Below are 20,237 nucleotides of genomic sequence, written 5' to 3'. Positions count from 1 at the left end.
ATGAGTGCTATTATGAGCCCCGGAGGCTAACGAGTCCGGGGCTTTTATTACATTTTATTTCATGATCTTTTTTTCTTGCGAAGGACTTCCCAAAAATATCATTTTATAATTATTATTGAGGTATTCTATGGCTGTGTTTACCAAATCTTTGTCATTAAAATCCTGGATAAATTGTCTTGCGTGATCCTCCTCTATTACAGGAACATCAAAACGATAGTAACCATATAGGCGTTGCATCACAGATTTATTGCTATTGCTAAATTCCTCCTGCCATTTTGGAAGGTAAGCGGATTCTTTAAGTGTTTTAAAAAACTCAGCTGAAAAACGATTTTCTTTTAAATCTTCAAAAAAAGTATTACAGGCATCAAAAACTTTATCAAAGTCCTGCCTGTTACTCTGAAGGTAAATCTGGATTGTTTTATTTTTAGTATCATAATTGAGACTTCCCGATGCAACAGAAAAATAAACTCCCAAATTTTGTTTATAACGTAAATCCCTTAATTTTAAATTTAAAGCCTGTTTAAGAAATTCCATTTTTATTTCCTTTTTAAAAACAGGATCATTATTAAAGGGAGTAGTAAACCTGATCTCCATAAAATCATTGTCTACATTCTCCGGAAGTTGAAACCTTAAAACCGTCTCTTCCGTTTTCAAACCTGAAGTATCTATTCCTTTTATTTTATCACAAAAATAAGTTTCTTTTGAATTTGGGAGATTCCCTAAATATTTCTGAAGTAATGGCAGCACTTTATTCTTTTTGAAGTTTCCCGTTATTATAAAAGTAAAATCTTCAGCGTTAGAATGTAAGCGCTTATACTCCTTAAAAGCTTCTTCATAATCTACTTTTAAACTTTGCCGGTATCTTTCCTCTCCCTTTGGAATCTCTACAAGACCTACTTTGTGATTGATAAAATCCAAAAAATTATTATTAGCACTGCTATTGCGTATTGATTTTTTTAGCTCCTGTATTTTCCAATCCTCAAATGCATCTATATCATAACGAGGTTGTGTAAAAGACAGATAGATAAGCTGCAGGAGTATTTCTATATCTTCAGGAGAAACCTCAGCTTTTAGTCCGGTTTCCGACTGCCTGATGTAATCAAAAACTCCAAAAGGTATACTTGTTTCTTCCAGCAGCTTATTGATAACAAATTTATCATATCCTCCTACTCCTGAATTTTTTATAATGTAAGGCGCTAATAATGCCTGATAGTCCGGCGATTCCAAACACTCCGCTCCCTTTGGACTAAACCCATGCACCATTATTTTCTCTTTATACCTGCCGCTCATGGGCTCAAAAGCTTTTAGAATAACTTTTAATCCATTTTCGAATACAATAACATCTTCATTAAAATCCCCAAAACTCCTCTCAGTGACTTCAGCTTCAGAAAGTTCATCTTTTTCCTTAATTGTGAGCAATTGTTTCGGAACCTTTATAGGCTGATATTCCAGGGGATGGCCGACGCCATCATTTATCCATCCCCTAATATTTTTTTGGGTAAATTGACTTTGATCTTTATGCTCGGGAATCACTATGGCAATATCATCCGTTTGCCAGTCTATCTTCTTTAAAAGTTTATTAAGTTGCGCTACATCGAGATTCTTAATAAATTCCAGGTTATGATTACTTTTAAAATTGGATAAGGGCTTTTCAGATATTATGGCCTTAAATAGTAAATCCGACCATAAATTGGCAGATAAATAATCCCGGCTCCGCATATCTGCTACTCTTTTATCAACTACAAGATTCCACTCTTCTTTTGAAAAACCGTATGTTGAAATTCCTTCAAGTTGGCTAAAAATTTTTTCAATAACTTTCTCTTCATTTCGGGGAGCAGATAGCGTTAATTTAACGGCTGGTAATTCATAGTTCCCGTTGAAACGGGTTATATAATCTATATTATATTCTTGTTGCTGATGTTTCAGTCTATTACTGATCATATCAGGAATAAGGTCCCATAGCACCTCATTTTGTTGCGCAGAGAACTCTTCAAAGTAAATACTGTTATTTCGGAAGTAAAAATTAAATTCGGTTTGCGGTAGCAAGTCTTTTCCTGAAACTTCCGTTTCTTGAGTAACAAAATGTTTTGGGCTGTTGAGATAGTTCTGCCAACAATCCTCTTTATGCCGGAGCCGGTCCGGCATTTTGATATCTTTAAACTTTGCTTTGATCTTATTTTCGATGAGATCTGCATCCTCTAAATTCCCTACTACCATAATAGTCATAAAATCCGGCCGATACCAATCCCTATAGAAACTTTTTAATGATTCCTCACTGGAATTCATTACTGTTTCCCGCAATTCGCCAGCTAATGGAACCTCCCCCCCACAATCGGTTAGTGCCTGCCAGTTTCTAAAAGTTGGCAGGGATTTTTCAGAATTTGAAAAAAGATATTCCTGGTAAAGAGCCTTACGTTCAGTTTGAACGTCTTCCGGATCAAATAGCACGTTTCCGGCAGCAATATCGTGGTATAGGGATAAAGCGGTATCTAAAGCCCGGGGGACATCCCGGGGATAGTTGAACTGATACTGGGTACTATTATCTCCAACAAAAGCCGGAATATCCCGGGGCTCCATATCCAATTGGGAAAAAAAACCGGGATTACTCCTGAAGGACGGGAATTTTTTTGTGGAATTATATACCATATGCTCCAACAGGTGAGCTATTTGATACTGATCTTTATCTTCCTGATTGCTTCCTGCCATTACAATGAGTCTCATTAGAACTTTTCTCTGGTCTCCTTGTACCGGTTTTATTACATATCGTAAGCCGTTCTCCAGTTGTCCTACTTTCATTGTAAATATGGAATCTTCCCTACTTCGTGATGAAATAACGTCTTGTCCTGATACAACAGATGATATCAAAAGAAGTCCTAATAGGTAAATAAACTTATTCATTATATATTATTTAATATCCCTGGTTTTGGGTTAGGTTGGGATCTTTCATACGCTCAGTTGATGGAATAGGAAATAAGCCGGAGGTCTGGGCCCAGTTTGAATTATCCTTATTAGCTAAAATTTCCGATTTATCGAAGCGTTGTAAATCAAACCACCGGTGTCCCCACTCTGCAAATAATTCCCTTCGCCGTTCCTGTAGTAAAATTTCTAGCAACTCACTTTCTTCAGTTGATTGCGATCCCTCTATAAGAGGTATTCCCGCCCTGGACCTGATAACATTAATATCTTCTACCGCTTCCGCGAATTTTCCTAACCTGGTTCTTGCTTCTGCCCTTATCAGGTATTGTTCCGCAAGACGTAGTACCATGGAATACTCGCTGATTAGTCCTCCCGAAGCATCATATTGTATTTTGTATTTATAGGGATAATAGAGGGTATCCTCTTCGTCGACAAAGTTATTCACCCAGTTCAGTCTCCGTTTGTCCTCGGCATTATCAAATGAATTCAAAAAGCCTGAAGATAAGACTACCGGGGTGTTAGAAGTTGGGTTTTTGATAAACAAATTTCCTTCCCTGGTATGGGTGAAACTATTTCCCCATCCTACAGGTGAAATTTGCCAGATAGCCTCACCACTATTTGCCAGAAACACCTCATCCGGATTTAAGAGCGCGTAATATTCTGTTGCCGCGATAACCTGTGAACTATAGAACGCTGCTTCTTCCCAATTACCAAGAAAAAGGTGGACCCTGGCCAGAAGGGATAAAACAGCAAATTTGTTAGGTCGTGTACGGTCATTATCGGGATAATCTTCTTCCAATAGGGTCTCCGCATCTTCTAAATCCTCTAGAATTTGATTATATACAATTTCTGCAGAAGTTCTGGATGCCGCAGCATTATTTTGATAATTGGTACCTAAAAGTAACGGTACATCACCGTATAAATTAACCAGGTAGAAATAGGTGAACGCCCTGATAAATTTTCCGTTTCCCTCCATCCTGTTTATCAGATCCCGGGAGAGCAAACTATTATTCGCTATACCTTCCAACATTGCATTGACCATATAAATGGTATTGTAGGCTCCGGCCCACAGGGTAAGGTTATAGCTATTTGTAGGTGTAATTTGATTTTGGTAGTACTCCACAATTTGCTGAGTGGTGGTTGTGACCTTAAAATTATCAGCAGAAAGCCCACCTAAAAAGGTTACGGACTGGCTCCCTCCATTGGCAAAACTGGTATTGAACAACTGGTTATATATACCATTAAGCACGCTTTGTGCAGTTTGATCATTAGCGTAAACCGCCTCCTTTGTGAGTTTATAGTCCGGCACCTCTACCTCTACAAAATCTTCGCAGGAAAGCATAAGCACACAAACAGCAAGTATAGAAATACCCGAAATTATAGAATGTTTCTTCATGATTAGTTTTATTTAAAAATTGACTTGTATACCGCCCGTAATGGTCTGCAGGGATGGCAGACTGATTACCCCCGGGTTCTGGGGATCCAGACCCTGATAATTCGTGACGGTGAAGAGGTTTTGGGCATGCATAAACAACTGGGCACCCGCCAGGTTCACTTTTTCAAGTAGTTTCCCGGGAAAATTATAACTCAAGGAGAGTGTTTTCAACCTTACATAGGAAGCATCTGTTAACCCGTAGTTGCTGGAATAAGCATTGATGTAGGAAATCAAAGCACTTATCGATTGGGAAGCTCTTTGCATATTTGCCCCTGGATTTTCCTGGGTCCAGCCATTTTTTTCCTGTTCGAAAACATTTCCCATAAAGCCGGGAACGCTATTATATATCTTATTCCCCTGCTGCTTTACAAATTCAAAAAGGAAACCCAGTGAAAAATTTTGATAATTAAACTGGTTATTAAATCCTCCGTAAAACTTTCTTCCCAGGTTACTTGAAATTACGCGGTCACTGTAATCATAAATGCCATCCTGATTCACATCTACAACCTGGAACAGTCCGGTTTCAGGATTTACCCCATCAAACTGATATAAAATCGCAAGGTCAAGAGGCTTTCCTACCTGGTAGGTGTTGGCGTAAGGACTTTGCTCAATTCCTTCAAACCTGATCAATTTATTAGAAGGCACTGTTAGATTTAGCGAACTCCTCCATTGAAATCTTTGATTTTTAACATTAAGTGCAGAAACTTCTATTTCCAGACCTGAATTTTGAACGGTAGCCGGAAGATTGGCTTCAACCGTATTGAAACCGGTAATTGCCGGTAAGTTATACCCTACCAATTGGTTGGAAGAACGGTTTTTATACCAGCTAACATTCAAATTTATACGATCCTGAAAAAAGCCCAGTTCTAAGGCAGCTTCAACCTTTTTGTTGGTTTCCCAGGAAAAGGAAGGATTAGTGAGTTGTGTAGGATACAGCCCGCCCGGACCTGGTGTAGATTCGTAAGCATCCAGGTAACGATAATCGCCTATTTGATCATTGCCTGTTATCCCGTAACTTCCGCGGATTTTTCCAAAACTCATAAATGGAAAATTATTATTTGTGAATTGATAATTTGAAAAGATCCAGGCGGCACCTACCGCACCAAAATTGGCAAATCTGTTATCTGGGCCAAAGCGGGAAGAGCCATCCCTTCTTCCTGTCAAATTCAGGAAATAAGTCTGGTTCCAGTTGTATCCTATTCTTGCAAATATGGCACTATACTTATACATCAGGTCCCGATCCTGAGTTGTGGCTACGGCATCTGCGGCTTCAAGATTACCAATAAGATGCCTGTTTGTATAACCAGTACCATTAATACTAAGGCTGGAATTATCACTTTGCTGAAAAGTTGCTCCTACTAAAGCATCAATATGATGTTCTTTTATAGAAGTATTATAAACCAATTGGGGCTCTGCTATCCAGGATTTTCGCGAGATAAAGGAATGCTGAGACCGATTGGATACCCTCTCCCATAAGGCAGGGTCGTAAATTTCTTTTGGCAATAAGATGTTCTCCTCACTATCCAGGTAAGTATAACCGAGATTTGTTTTAAGTGTAAAATTTTTCAATACCTGGTACTCCAGGCCTATATTGGCAACAATATTATCAGCCCTGGAATTACCTTCACTTTGCAATGATGCCAAAGGATTACTCCAGGTAGAATTCTCCCAGTTTAAACTGCCGTCCTCCCGGTAAATTTCAGGCGCATTGGGTGGCAGGTTTAAAGCAGTACTAACGAAATTAGTACTGCTAAAAAGATTATTATCATTAACCCCATAATTTAAGGAAAGATTTGTGCGAAATTTTTGATTGTTGGACTGATGGTTCAAACTTAAGTGAAGCGTCTTTTTTTCAAACGAATAGTCGCCGGGAAATACACTTCCCTGTTTGAAGTAAGATGCGCCTATGTTGAAAGAGGTATTTTCTCCACCCCCGGAGTAATTTAAACCAGCATTAAGAGTAGGTGCCGAATTGCCGAAAAGGATCTCCTGCCAGTTGGTATAACGATCCTGGTCCCACAGGAGTAAATCTTTGGCGTTTGCGTTAGTAGGTTCCACCCCATCGTTCTCGAAAGCCTGTCTCCTGAGAGTAAGGTATTCCCGGGTATCAAGGAGGTCTATAAAATGAGAAACCCTGCTAATGCCGCTGTAAAAGTTAAACTGTATATGGTCTTTACCTCCATAGAAACCTCCATTTTTTGTAGTTATCAATACCACCCCGTTAGCTCCCCTGGAACCGTATATGGCCGTGGCATCGGCATCTTTAAGGATTTCGATTGTTTTAATATTCGATAGGTCAAGCCCGTTTAAAGGATCTGTTCCTGTTAGGGCTATAGATTGATTTATGGAACTTACGGCCGCAGAGTTTACCGGCACTCCATCTATAATATATAAAGGCAGGTTTCCATTATCATTACGTGTACTTCGTAAACTGTTTTGCCCCCTGATGCGAATAGTAGGGGCTGCTCCCGGCACTCCGTTCTGTTCTGTTACCTCAACCCCTGCCATTCTCCCCTGCAGGGCCTGGATGGGGCTTATCACCGGCTGGTTTTCTATTTCCTCTGCGGTTACGCGGGAGATATTTCCCGTGCTTTCCCTTCTGGTAGTGTTGTAGTAGCCGGCATTTATTTTTACCGCGTCCAGGGCATCTACATCTTCCTCCAGTTGTACATTGATCCTGGTTTGGTTCCCTACCGGGATCTCCTGCTTTTTATATCCTAAGAAGGAAAAAACCAGGGTCTCCCCCTGCCCCGCGGTAATCGAATATTCTCCTTCAAAACTGGTCACCGTACCGCGGGCTTCTCCTTTTACAGATACGGTTACCCCGGGCAGCGGCAGGTTGTCTTCTCCCGTTACCGTACCGGTAATTTGCTGTTGTTGTGGTGTGTGGTTTGTGATTATAGTTGCCGCATGTGCCGGCACTGCCAGTATGTAGATAATAATGGCAACAATTATCCACGCCAGGAACTTCCAGCGCTTGTAATTATTTTTCATAATTTTGCTGTGCTTTAAAGTGAAACGATCTTTTACTTAAGCTTAGGCCTTCCCTACTCAGACGCCAATCTTGAGGGAAGGCTTTTTAGCTTAACACCTATCTAAAGGCCAATTCAAACTTTCTTCTCATAAACAATCTTTTTGTGTTAACACCTACGGCCCCTAAAGCCATAGTCTTTTAATTTAATTAGCCCACCCGCCTTACCCCCTATTGGGGGCAGGGGGCTTCCCACCCAACTACTGCCGCCATTATAGGGATAGCCGCAATAACCCACGGGATTGTTGATTTGGGTTGCCCTGTTCCCGCAAACAGGATTAATGAAACCATTAATAGCTACCGCCGGCCGCTTTGGCCATTTAAATGTGTTGCTGTGGTTTGTTTAAGTGCGAAACTTTATGTGAAGAAACAAAGCTTTAAGCAGTTAAGCAGGAAGCGCCTAAATACAAAATGGGCGTGAAAGCTCAACTTATCGATTCGAGGTACTGGTATACCCTGCAACAACAAGCAAACTCACGCCCGGGTCGTGAGCATTTTGCTTATCATCTCGTTGCATAAAATTACCAGTTTTCGAATCGAGACTCAAAGCGAATGCTTCTAATATTTTACTTTAAGAAGTTTCGCAAATATATTATTATCAGTCAAATATAATAAAAATATTTTCATGGTGATATATTACCATGAAAAGTTTTATAAAAAAAATCACCTTGAGTTCATAATGTAAATATAGTATGGACAGCAAAGAGGTTTTACGCATCTACATGAAAGAGTTTTCTGCAAATTTAAATAGGATCAGAGAGGAGAAATTTGAGACAATGGACAACGTGGCAACACATTCTTCATTCGATGCTAGTAATTATAATAAATTAGAAAAAGCAAAAGGAAACCCAACCATAGAAACAATATTGAAAATTTCTAGCATGTTAGAAGTTGAACCTAAGGAATTATTTAATTTTGATTTTGATATCAAGAAGTTCAAAATTGATATGTAAATGAAGACGTAAAATAAGAACAAATAACTTTATCCATGTAATTCTCCCTATTACTTTAGATGCTAGTTCGTCCTGAATTAAAACTTACTTTTCCCACCGTATTTTGCGTGCCACTTTATACCCTATTTCTACAAAAAAATTTTAGAGCTCGTAAACCGTTTACCTCCTTCCATATGGTTGGATCTAAATTTTCCTTTTGCAAATACCAAGTCGTATTGTTCGTGGCCTTGGAGGAGTTGAATCATAAAGACATAAGGTTTTCATTTTGGAATGAAGTATGGTAAAACCTTACTTTTTGTACAGGAAAGCCGTTAAAGATTTTAAGAGATAATCTCTAAATTGCTGGGATATTTAAAAACTGAAATATGAAATTGCATTTTTATTCTCCTGATCCAAACATCTTAAAGGACGAAATAATTGAAAGTATTGAAGAAAAAACTTTAAAAACCTGGTCTCTTCTTCCTGATGAAGATACCACATATTTAAAGCACACCAAGCAATGAGGAGAAAAAGGAGTAATTCAATTAACAGTTGATGATGATAACAAGTATTTAATTGTACAAGTTCTTAAGTTCAAAAGAGTTTCCGAGGATGTAAAAGATTTTGAAGGTTATTATTTAGGGCGGTTTTGTGAGTTAGTGTTCGTTAACTTCTCAAATCAATTTTCAAGAATAATTAAAAAATAGTTTATTAAAAACATAGGATAATTTCGATTTACCGGCTTTTCTAAAAAAGTGGAAATCTAGAAACAAGGAAAGATGGGTAATTCTAAATTAGAAATACTTTAATGACTTACAAAACCTTATATTCATATAATTTAAACCTCTTACTGCTTCCTTTAATATATACTATATCACGATATATTTTGGAATATCTCCCTGGTTTAGGACCATTGGAAGCTTAAATGTTTTCTAGAAAAGAATTTAATTACATCCGATATAAATTTTTTAAATTCACCGAACTTCCCTACAAGATTTTTTTATAGCAAAAACCAAAAAAATCATATATGGCCAATCTTTTTGGAGATTCTGCAGAATCTTTTTCTTATAGAGATTTATTTTTTAAAATTTATCATGCTAAAGATGAGGAAGACCTCAACGAAGTAATCAAAGAATTTATAGCAATTTTCAATGATAAAAACTGGAAACCGCTAGGTAGTAATATGAGCAATTATGGTATTGTTAAAAATCAACAATCTAACCCAATTGCCGCTTTAATCGAAAAAGTGACAAACTCCATTGATGCTCTACTTACCAAAAAGTGCTACGAATCAGGTTGTAATCCGAAAGATAAAAGTGCCCCACAATCTATGACTGAAGCACTTGAAAGATTTTATCCCGATAACAATTGGGATTTAAATTCTCAAAGACGTGCTCAAGCGCAGGAAATCCAAATTATTGCAGACGGTAAAGGTCCGCGAAAAAATAAAGGTTATGACACTTCTGTTATAGTTTATGATAACGGAGAAGGCCAGCATCCGGAAGATTTTGAAAATACATTTTTATCTCTTGTAAGAGGAAACAAAAATGATGTTCACTTTGTTCAAGGTAAATATAATATGGGCGGAAGCGGATCTATTGTTTTCTGCGGAAAAAACAGATATCAACTAATCGCTTCAAAAAAATATAACAGCACTGGTGATTTTGGATTTACATTAATAAGGGAACATCCCAAACGAGAAAGCGATCACACAAAGGAAACATGGTATGAATATCTTATGGTTGATGGTAAAATTCCATCGTTCCCTATAGACCAATTAGATCTTGGTCTTGACGAGAGGAAATTCAAAACCGGATCTATTATTAAAATGTTCTCATATCAATTTCCTAAAGGCTACTCAGGGTTTGCTCAGGATCTAAACCAAAGTGTGAATGAGTATTTATTCAATCCTGCATTACCAATTTTAACAAAGGATACTGCTGAAAGATATCCAAATAACAATGTTCTGGTTAATGACCTATTTGGTCTAAAGAGAAGACTCCAAAATGAGGAAGGGGAGTATTTAGAAGATAAATTTTCCGAGGTTTTTGAAGATGAAAAATTCGGAAGAATGAAAGTTTCCTGTTTTGTTTTCAAAACTAAGGTCAAGGATTATGACCTTAAAAAAACTAAGGAGGTAATTCAGAAAAGATACTTCAAAAACTCTATGGCAGTCCTGTTTTCCTTGAATGGACAGGTCCATGGCCATTATACCTCTGAATTTATTACTAGATCCCTGAAGTTAAATCTTCTAAAAAGCCACTTACTTATACACGTTGACTGTACTGAATTTGATTATAACTTCCAGAAAGAGCTGTTTATGGCTTCTAGAGACAGGCTCAAAGATGGAGATGAAACTCAATTCCTTAGACATTATTTAGCGAAGCAGCTTAGTAAAAAGGATGGTCGATTAGCAGAAATTGAGAAAAGAAGGAAGCAAGCAGTTGATATTGATACATCGTCAAATACGAGTGATCTTCTTAAGAATTTTACCAAGAACATGCCATTAGATTCTGATCTAATGAAACTGCTAGGTAAAACCTTTAAATTAGACTTGAAGGATCAAAAAAATAAACCGAAAGGTGGTAAAAAACCTAAAAAATCTGAAACTCAGGAAGCTCCCTTTAAACCTGAAAGGTTCCCATCCTTGTTTAAAGTAAGTGGAAAAAATGGTTCCGATGTAGTGGCTAAAATCCCTTTGAATGGAGAAAAATCAATCAAATTTTCTACCGATGTGGAGAATGAATATTTTGATAGAACTGATGAACCAGGGGAATTAAAAATTTCTGTATTAGATATTAAAAGTAATGATTCTGAAGGTGGCAATAAACCTGGAAAACCAAAGGATCCGACTGAGATATTTAACATAGTAAAAAGCAGCCCGAATAAAGGAACTATAAAAATTGCTCTTAACCCTAAGGAAAATCTAAAAGTAGGAGATGCAGTTCAAATGAAAGTGGATCTTACTGCGCCTGGCAAGGAGTTCAACGAAATGTTTTGGGTGATAATAGCAGATAAAGAAGCTCCTAAAGCTAAGGTTCCTAAAGAGGGCGATGATACTGAAAACCTTGGACTTCCTCAATTATTATTTGCTTATGAAAAAAAATCTGATGAGCAAAAAGATGCCGTCTCTTGGGAGGATGTAGAAACGGCTACTACCATGACGATGGATTATTTTACAGTTATGGTTCCAGATTCTAAGGGAGATGACTCCTTAGAAAGGATTTTTGTTAATATGGACAGTAGTGTTCTTATGAACTTTAAAGCAAAATATAAAAACCCTAATCTGGAACAATTAGATATTGCTAATCGTAAATATTACACTTCTGTTTACTTCCATACCTTATTCCTGTATATGATAACTAAGAATAGAGGATATCAAATTTCTCAAAAAATAGAAGGTCGAGAAGATTATGACGAAGTCGATTTAGGCACTTATTTGAAAGATCTTTTTGACCATTACTATTCCGTCTTTATACTTAATTTTGGGGGTATGGAAGAAATGATGCAGGGGATTGGAGAATAATTGAAAAGTTTATGAAATACGAAGCATTTGAATTAGGTGAAAAGATAAATAATAGAAGGATTTGTTATAAACTATATCAACCCTTATGGTCAAAATATGATTTATCGGCTTTAGATTTATCTATTGATAAATGGACAACAATTAAATTTTTAAATGATTCAGGAGATGATTTTAATGAGCATATAACTCAGGTACCTAATAATACAGGTGGTCTATATATGTTCTCGATCAAATGTAAAATTTTGACCGGAATTACCGATTATCCAGTTTATATAGGAAGAGCTCAATTTTCTGAGGGACAAAATTTGAGGAAAAGAGTTCGGGAATATCGCAATAAGTTTGCTCGAGATAATGAAAGACCTTTGATTACCAAAATGTTTAAATATTGGGCGCCGGATTTATACTTAAGCTTTATTCCATTAGAGGAAAATGAAAATATTATAGATTACGAAAAAAAATTAATTAATTCACTACTCCTTCCTTTCAATACTGAAATACCAGATCAAGAAATTAAACAGGCAATAGCAGCATTTTAATATGAAAATTCCAGCAATTAGATCAAAAATAGGAGAATGGACTTACTACGTAACCTCCTTAACTTTCCAGCAAGTAAGTGACCATGTATCTAAAGTCGATGAAGAACTTCATGAATCTGAGGTACTTCAAGATTTAATACAGAGAAGTATAACGGATAATTATCTAAGCATTAAAGAATACATACTAAATCAACCAGAAATGTTCTTTAACTCTTTAGTTTTGGCTGTATATAATGACTATCCAAAATGGCAGGAAATAGAAGTTAAATATGATAATAAAGAAACATTTAAAATAGGATTATTAGATTTTCCAGGAAAACACAAAATTTTCCCAGTGGATGGACAGCATCGGGTAGAAGGAATTAAAGAAGCCATAAAGGCAAAGCCTAAAATGGCTAATAATGAAATTGGAGTAATTTTTATAGGACACAGTGAGGAACCTCAACTAAAAAAAAGAACACGGAGATTGTTTACAACACTCAACCGATATGCAAAGCCGGTTTCTTTACGTGATATAATTGCACTAGATGAAGATGATATTGTCGCAATTTTGACTAGAAGGTTAATTGAAAAATTTAAATTATTTAATGAGGAAAAAATAGTAGACATAAAATCAAAATCAATTCCAAGTAGCAATAAGAAGGCGTTCACATCTATTATTACACTTTACCAAGTTAATCTTGAGATCTGTAAATTTCATTACTTTCAAAAGACAGGATTGAAGCCCTCTAAAAATAGGATAGAAGAATTTTTAAAATTTCGGCCAGATCAAGATACAATTAAAGATTATTATACATTTTATTTACATTTTTGGACAAACTTCAGTGCCCATTTATCTGCCGTCAAAGAATTTTTAAACAATGAAAGAATTCCTCGGGATTCCCAAACTGGAGGTAATCTTTTATTTCGACCGATTGGTATTTTACCATTTTGTAAGGCGGTCTTGCGCATTAAAGAAGCTGGAGAAGAAACCTTTGATGAAATATTCACAAATTTCAACAAAGCAAATTTAGATATTGCTGAAGAGCCTTGGACAAGGGTCCTGTGGGATGATGTCCGAAAAAAAATGCTTATGAATGCCGGGACGGTTACATATCTTTTACTATTATACATATATGACTCAACTATTCTAACTCAAAAAGAAATTGAAAAGTTGAAAGACAATTATGCCTCGAAATTAGGTATTGAGGACCCTAAAGAAATTAAATTGATATTAGATTCTATTCCTACTCTAGAATTAAGTTGAAAGAATAATAATAATCATAAAAAACAAGTATTACATCCATCTCTTTCTGTTCCTTCTAAAATATCAAGGAGGTACGGGGAGGATTTCGATTTTTTTCTATTAGAGCGGTCGATATGACCTTTTTTAATTTGTTTTACTCTTTCCGGTTTTATAAGTTCGGCTAAAGACTCGTTAGGAACCCAGGTAAATAATTCATCTTCATTCTCATATTGCATGGCTTTTTTAAACAATTCGGGATGTTGCTCATAAAGCCAGATCCATTCTATTTTCTGCTGGAAAAAACAAAAGAAACAACCAGAGCGGCTACGAGCGTACTCTCCTTTTTCACCGTCAACTTCAAATTCAATTTTATTATAATATTCCGGCACACCAACACCAGATTCCCTAAGAATTCTAAAGATGTCATCTCTTATTAAAACATCCTCATTATCCAATAATTCAAAATCCAATTCGGTTGCTAAGGGATATTCGGTTGTCTTTAAAAATTCAAAAACAGTTCTATTAAATTCTGGTATTCCAATATCTAAGGAACGGTTGATTTTTTGCTTTAAGGCTTTCTCAGTGGCAGTCTTATTATTTCTATTGAAGTCTATTGGTTCAGCTAAAATATCCAATTGCCTATCATAACGTTTACCGTTATAATAGTTTTTGAAATAATCGGCTACAGCTTTTTCGTTTTCGGGATTAAAGAATCTGGTAAGCACATCATTACTCCAAATATTCCTTCTGAAAGGAAAAATGGATTGGATATTAGCTTCCCTGGAAATATAGCCTTCTCTTTCTTCATCTCCACGAATTCCGACATAGGATATAGCAGGATCTTTCTTGACAAAATTTTCAAAAGGCTTTAATTTCATCATCGCAGTACACCATCTGGCCTGAGGTGAAGGTAAATATCCTCTAAAAGATTTGTAATAATAATCGAAAGGATCTTCATTAGAACTTTTCAACTCTTCATTTTCCAGCTTCAAAACTTTCTTTCCCAAATAGGACTCAAGCCTTTCAATAAGCTGATAGGTTTCATCTAATTCCTTACCTGTATCACAGAAATAATATTCGAAATTTATATTTGGGTATCTATCATTCAAATAGATAGCCAAAGCAGCGCTATCTTTACCTCCAGATATTCCTAAAACATGTCTTGGTTTACTCATTCTTTCTTAGTTCTCTTTGAAGAAGTGAAACTAATACTGGCAATTTAAGGTTTTTATAGGAATTAAGCTCATTAGAAAACTTCGAGATTAATTTTTCCATTTCAACGGCTTGATTCTTAGGCAACCTTACAATTTCTTCCTTGCCACCTTCTTCTTTCGTAGTCAACTCCAGCTTAATTAAAAATTCATCCTCATTAGTCTCTACCTTATTTAGATCAACTAGATTATCTAATTCTCTAGTTATAGCTACCATCTTATCCTTAAGTAACCTTTCGTCACTATCCTTAATTTGATTAAGAGATTTACCTATCAACGCTTGTCCTAAAGAAATTAGAAAACTATCTCGATCGTCCAGTTTTGAGTTTAACCTAAGCAGGAATATTTTATGTTTGGTCAGAGCCTCATGTTCCTTGACGCTCTCAAAACGTCTTTGAAGAATATCTTTATATTCTGGAAACTGAACTCTTTTTCCAATTACTTCATCAGTGATAAAAATTTCAAACCTGTTTAACAGTTCAGAAAATGAACTTTTGATTTCCTGTACTTTATTCTGAAAATCAATAATATAATCTTCAAATAAGTTATCATCTGAAGCCAATTCTTTCAAACTATATCCTAAAGCTTCGGGAAAGTCTTCGAAGAAAGTCTTTTCTGGATCCTTAGCCATGCTTATAGCCTCCCGTAACTTAGTAGCCTCAGAAGATATTGTGGTTGTTTTCTGAGAGTAATCAGTAAGGTCTCTATAGAAAATAAGCAAAGGCCGGATACTTTCAATAAAGGAATTAGTATCTATTTTTTCTTTATTCTCTTGTTGTAAGAAATCCCTATATTTATTGAATAAGTTAAGTCTTAGATTATTCAGTTCAAAACTTTTAATATAGAACTCTTTAGGATTTCGAGTCATCATATAAAGGATATTCTCATCAATATATGGCACGAACCCCTGATCGCCATATAATGCAAAATCACCTCTTTTAATATAAAGAAAAGTAGGTATCCAGAATTCTGTAACCCCTCTCTTTAATTTAAAAGGCGCTTTTTCTAATCGCTCAATAAACGAAAGCAAACTTTTACGAGTTTCCCGGGCCTCATTTAAAAAATTCATACTTTCCTGCCATAACCCTTCAAACTCTGGAATTGCAGGAGCAAAAAGGTTATATCGTCCATTTTCCTGACGATGAATTCGTGTATTTTTAAATAGAGTATAATAGATAGTTTTTTCAGCAGGCCATTTTGAATCATCAAAACCTAAATCCTCCTGATCATAATTGTTCACTAAAGCTCGCCATAGGTTTTTACGTGCACTAGATATTGAACCAGAAACTTTATGCCTGTTTATCAATTCATTCTGAATTACCGGAGATTGATAATAAATAGTATTACTAATCCTTGATAATACCTGATTAAATTCTCTTTTATTCTGAATCTTCACCGGAGATCCATTAGAAAACCATTTAACTTTATCAGAATACAAGCTATCCATCACATAATGGCTTAAAAGACTCTCCCGGTGTTTTATGATAGACTTTAATTCCTTTATTGCAACACGGTCATTTTCGTCTTGCATATCCTTCAGAACTCTATTTGTTTTCTCAATTTCTAGTATATTTTCAAAAATGCCTGAAATATTTAAAAAGTAACCATACAGAATAGGTTTACCATTAGAAAATTCTACCAATTCATCGTCATCAATTTTGTCCTCACTAAATATTAAATTGACAAACCCATCAATTTCATCTTCGGGAATTTCATGTATTGCCCTATCGGTAAGTTTGAATTGAAAAAGCCTCGGTGTGCCTGTTAGATAGGTCGCTGATTTTGCTGTAATAATTGGAAAATCAAAATGGGCTTTTAACTTCCCAAGGATATCTACTGAATAATCGATTTTATTTTCGGCAGATCTTATTGCCCCTTCAATATCTAAATCTGTCCCTTCAGTAAATTTATAGGAGCTATCGAACCTGCTAAATCGCAAAATCTTATGATTTACAAGGTGTTGAACAACTTCTTCAACCTTGGCACTTTGACCATCCGAAAAATAAGATTGAAAAAATTCTAAGTTTAGCATTGAACCCTTTCGAGAGAAAATGGCGAGTAACCCTAGGGTTTTTAATATTTCTTCTGCTAAATTTATTTCAATATTTGAAGCTACCTCTGCTCTTTCTATAGCATTTTTCGTAGCTGACCATTTCGCATAATCAGGATTGGATTTATCATTCAACAAGTTATAAAACTCCTCATAGAGATAGTCATAGACCAGAGGTAATTTGAAACTTCCAGCTGAACCTTGAATTTCAGAGAATTTAATAGATTGCAGAAAGGTAAATAATGATCTTTCATTTTGACCATACTTCTGAAGTGCAATTGCTATGGTGTAGGCACTAATAGGAACTAAGTTACCTAAATCGGAAGAAATTTTCTTTAGAAATTCCCCATTAACTTTAAATAGAGAAAATTCAGAGATAAGCTTTATTTCTAACTCATTTGTTTTCGAAGAAGCTTGTTTCCCTTCTAAAAATTTTGAAGCAAGAAAAAGTAATTGTTCTACGGGTTCATTAAAGGTTAAATCTTTAAAACGCCCTCTAACCTTTTTCCATTCATCTCTGTTTTCTTTGTTAAGTTGGAAGCCATACGATTCGAACGTTTGATGAATAGATGTAATAAGCAGAATTTTATGTTCCGGCTGATTTACAAATTCAGCTAGTTTTTGGAAAAAATAGACCTCCTTTTCTGGATTGTTCCGGGAAGCATATTCAAGGAATTTTCCAAATTCATCTATAAGTAATATCAGAATTCCATTGTTTTTCTCTACTAGCTTATATCGTTGAAAAATTGAAACAAATAATTTCTGATTACTAGAAAAATCCTCAGTCACTTCAAACTCCTCATTGAGTATAGTCTTCAAAGAATTATATTCTCCGACAAACTTTAATACTTGAGAATTCCCATTAAATTCTGTTTTAAAATAATCTTCATCTCCTTTCAATGATTTTTCCAACGCCCATAAAAAAGCCGATTTCCCAGTCCCGAAGGAGCCAATAATATTAAAAGAGTGTATACCCCTATGGAAATTTGAAAAAATAGTTTCAACTGTTTTTGTTCCATTGGGAGTTACATGATAATCTAGTTTAGCATGATCATCCCTAATAATATTAACTGATGGTGAAAAACTAGTTTTCATAGTATGCTCTCAAAATTTCTAAACCTTCTGGTTTGTTTTTAAATTGAATCTCTTTTACTCCTGCTTCACTATTGTAAGTAACAAAATCGTATGCTTGTGAAATTTCAATTAACTTCTCTTCCAAAACATCCTGATCTAAACAGAATATATTTCCTAAACCTTTTTCGTCAGAATAAAGGCTATTGAAACTGATGGAATCACCATAATTCAGATTTATTAAGATGCAATAAAGAATTACTTGATAAGGTACGTCTTCTTGATTCTTGTTCTCAATTCTATATAAAGGATCACCTTTTTTATTCTTACCTATTTCATGAAGAAGCGATAATTCACTCAAGATACCGCTATAACCTTCTTCTTTAATTTTATCAGATTTTGAAACAGAATAATTTCTGAGAAATACAGAAAAATCCTTTTCTAAGATTTTCTGATTTTGGGATGGATCCTTTTCTTGAACTAGGTTTACAAAATGCGACCTGCTAAATTCGGGTTTAATTTTTCTTAACTCTCTGAATATTATATTATAACTACTTGAGTAATTTTCTGCGCATAAGAAATAATGAAGTAAATAAAGGGTCGCTTCATTTTCCAGAAATGGATCCCAACCTTTAGACTTAAAAAGCTCATCAAATAAAGGATTAATTTTTTTCTCCTGATCAATTATTCCAAAAGCTTTTAGATAAAATCTTATGGAATTCACCATGTTTCTACCTACACCTAATTCAACTCCTGAATTATCTCTAAAGCTATCGCCGCTGGACACATAATCATAGCCCTTCTTTAACCAAAATAAACGGCAATGAAAGGTGTCGTGGCCTGAAAAAGTCATCTTGTCTGTCATAGTTTCACAAAACTATATGTTTATAAGTTAGGTATTAAGATGAAGCACTCTTAGTTATTAATTTTTATGAACTATAAACAAAAATAGAAAAGCCTTTATATAAAATTCCTACAGCAGTATTTTTACAGCTCACAAAGCAATTACAGGCACACCCGGGATTCGGTGGATATTCAGGTGATGCTGACCCCCCATTCAGGCCATACTGACCCCTCTAGAGATTTTGGTCAAAAAGATAAGTTAATGACAATATTACAGTTTTTTTCTTAGACTTTCCCCTTTGAGTTCTATTCGATGTGAGGTGTGTACCAATCGGTCTAAAATAGCGTCGGCAATGGTGGCTTCTCCGATAATATCATACCAGCTTCCCACCGGTAATTGGCTGGCAATAATGGTTGAAGATTTTCCGTGCCTGTCTTCAATAATTTCCATCAGATCCATTTGTTGTTTTTTGTCCAGATGGGCCAACCCAAAATCATCCAGGATGAGTAAATGGGCTTTTGCCAGTTTATCAAAGAATTTCAGGAAGCTTCCATCAATACGGGTCATTTTGGTCTTCATCAGTAATTTTTGGGTATTGAAGTAAAGCACCTTATTGCCCTGGCTACAGGCCTGATGTCCTAAAGCCGAAGCAAGGAAGCTTTTTCCGCAACCCGTGGCCCCGGTAATCAATACCGATTCTCCTTTTTCCAGGTAGGTTCCGGTAGCCAGTTCAGTGATCTGATCCTTATTGATTCCCCGGGAAGCTTCCAGGTTTAATTCTTCTACCGTGGCCTGATACCTGAACCGGGCACTTTTCTTTAGGCGTTCAAAACGCCGATGAGTGCGCTCTTCAGCTTCGGCCTGCAACAATACTTCTAAGCCTTCTCCAAAGGATAGCTCGTGATGTTGCCGGGTTTCTACCATAGCTTTCCAGCTGCGGTACATTCCGGCCAGACGAAGTTGTGATAATTGATTTTCAATAATGTTCATATGATTTAATTTTAATAGTTACTTATTTGTAAGAAGAGGCTCCCCGGATATTCCCATGAGTGGGCAGGGATTTTACCATTGGTTCCTCTTGATAGTCGGTCATACGGTTCTCCAGTACCTGCTTTAAGAACCGGTAAGAGTACTGCCGGTGGCCCAGGGCGATTCCACAGGCTTTTATAAAGCTTTCCCTATGGGTTTTACGGGACAGGTTCAATATGCCGTCACAGGTTTTATAAAGCTGCTCGGGATATTTATCCTGCTTGAACAAAGCCTCCATGTACCGGTAAAGTTCCTCAGAGTGATTATATCCGCGTTGCAGGTAATAAGTGGGACTACGCTCTTTATAATACTGATGATGGGAACAAAGATGTTCTTTTCGGGTGGTATAACCTCCTTTTTTATGGTTCCGCGGATGATTGGCGATAAGTCTTGCTTTATGATAGATTCTCACCAGTGACCGGGTGTAGATG

The 20,237-nt window shown here is 36.1% G+C and carries 12 protein-coding genes and 1 pseudogene; 5 read left to right on the top strand and 8 right to left on the bottom strand.

The window, feature by feature from the left end; all coding sequences use genetic code 11:
• Positions 1-54: 54 nt before the first annotated feature.
• The 3 genes from RM553_RS04975 to RM553_RS04965 are packed head-to-tail and all read right to left on the bottom strand — an operon-like array spanning position 55 to position 7,345.
• A complete protein-coding gene (locus tag RM553_RS04975; RefSeq protein ID WP_311533854.1) occupies positions 55-2,898 on the bottom strand; it encodes a M16 family metallopeptidase in 2,844 nt (947 codons plus the stop codon).
• Positions 2,899-2,908: 10 nt separating this feature from the next.
• Positions 2,909-4,312 (bottom strand): RagB/SusD family nutrient uptake outer membrane protein, encoded by a 1,404-nt coding sequence (locus RM553_RS04970; protein WP_311533853.1) that lies wholly within the window; start codon positions 4,310-4,312, stop codon positions 2,909-2,911.
• 12 nt (positions 4,313-4,324) lie between these two features.
• Positions 4,325-7,345 carry a SusC/RagA family TonB-linked outer membrane protein gene (locus RM553_RS04965; RefSeq protein WP_311533852.1) on the bottom strand — a complete coding sequence of 1,007 codons (3,021 nt, stop codon included), beginning with the start codon at positions 7,343-7,345 and terminating at the stop codon, positions 4,325-4,327.
• Between the two features lie 729 nt (positions 7,346-8,074).
• On the opposite strand from RM553_RS04965, the gene RM553_RS04960 reads away from it, so the two are divergent.
• From RM553_RS04960 to RM553_RS04940, 5 genes are all read left to right on the top strand, one after another.
• Complete coding sequence (locus RM553_RS04960; protein WP_311533851.1) at positions 8,075-8,335, top strand: helix-turn-helix domain-containing protein; 261 nt, start codon at positions 8,075-8,077, stop codon at positions 8,333-8,335.
• A gap of 365 nt (positions 8,336-8,700) precedes the next feature.
• Positions 8,701-8,838 carry a hypothetical protein gene (locus RM553_RS04955; protein ID WP_311533850.1) on the top strand — a complete coding sequence of 46 codons (138 nt, stop codon included), beginning with the start codon at positions 8,701-8,703 and terminating at the stop codon, positions 8,836-8,838.
• 503 nt (positions 8,839-9,341) lie between these two features.
• On the top strand, positions 9,342-11,840 hold the full coding sequence (locus RM553_RS04950) for a hypothetical protein (protein ID WP_311533849.1): 2,499 nt from the start codon (positions 9,342-9,344) through the stop codon (positions 11,838-11,840).
• A gap of 11 nt (positions 11,841-11,851) precedes the next feature.
• Positions 11,852-12,376: a hypothetical protein gene (locus RM553_RS04945; RefSeq protein WP_311533848.1), complete on the top strand. Its 525-nt coding sequence runs from the start codon at positions 11,852-11,854 to the stop codon at positions 12,374-12,376.
• A gap of 1 nt (position 12,377) precedes the next feature.
• On the top strand, positions 12,378-13,622 hold the full coding sequence (locus RM553_RS04940) for a DNA sulfur modification protein DndB (RefSeq protein ID WP_311533847.1): 1,245 nt from the start codon (positions 12,378-12,380) through the stop codon (positions 13,620-13,622).
• A 14-nt stretch (positions 13,623-13,636) separates the two neighbouring features.
• On the opposite strand, the gene RM553_RS04935 is transcribed toward RM553_RS04940, so the two are convergent.
• From RM553_RS04935 to RM553_RS04915, 5 genes and pseudogenes are all read right to left on the bottom strand, one after another.
• Complete coding sequence (locus tag RM553_RS04935) at positions 13,637-14,776, bottom strand: phosphoadenosine phosphosulfate reductase family protein (RefSeq protein WP_311533846.1); 1,140 nt, start codon at positions 14,774-14,776, stop codon at positions 13,637-13,639.
• Complete coding sequence (locus RM553_RS04930) at positions 14,769-17,957, bottom strand: hypothetical protein (RefSeq protein ID WP_311533845.1); 3,189 nt, start codon at positions 17,955-17,957, stop codon at positions 14,769-14,771. The genes RM553_RS04935 and RM553_RS04930 overlap by 8 nt, the downstream gene beginning before the upstream one ends.
• On the bottom strand, positions 17,947-18,798 hold the full coding sequence (locus RM553_RS04925; protein ID WP_311533844.1) for a DUF4007 family protein: 852 nt from the start codon (positions 18,796-18,798) through the stop codon (positions 17,947-17,949). Before RM553_RS04925 ends, RM553_RS04930 begins: the two co-directional genes overlap by 11 nt.
• 249 nt (positions 18,799-19,047) lie before the next feature.
• The gene (gene istB / locus RM553_RS04920) at positions 19,048-19,767 is read right to left on the bottom strand and encodes an IS21-like element helper ATPase IstB (protein WP_311533843.1); all 720 of its coding nucleotides are present in this window, start codon (positions 19,765-19,767) and stop codon (positions 19,048-19,050) included.
• A gap of 22 nt (positions 19,768-19,789) precedes the next feature.
• A pseudogene (locus RM553_RS04915) lies at positions 19,790-20,237 on the bottom strand (IS21 family transposase); the annotation flags it as partial.

It is taken from the genome of Autumnicola tepida (assembly GCF_031846485.1).
Classification (GTDB): Bacteria; Bacteroidota; Bacteroidia; order Flavobacteriales; family Flavobacteriaceae; genus Autumnicola; species Autumnicola tepida.
Note: the sequence above shows the minus strand (reverse complement) of the source record. Positions and strands in the feature narration are given on the sequence as shown.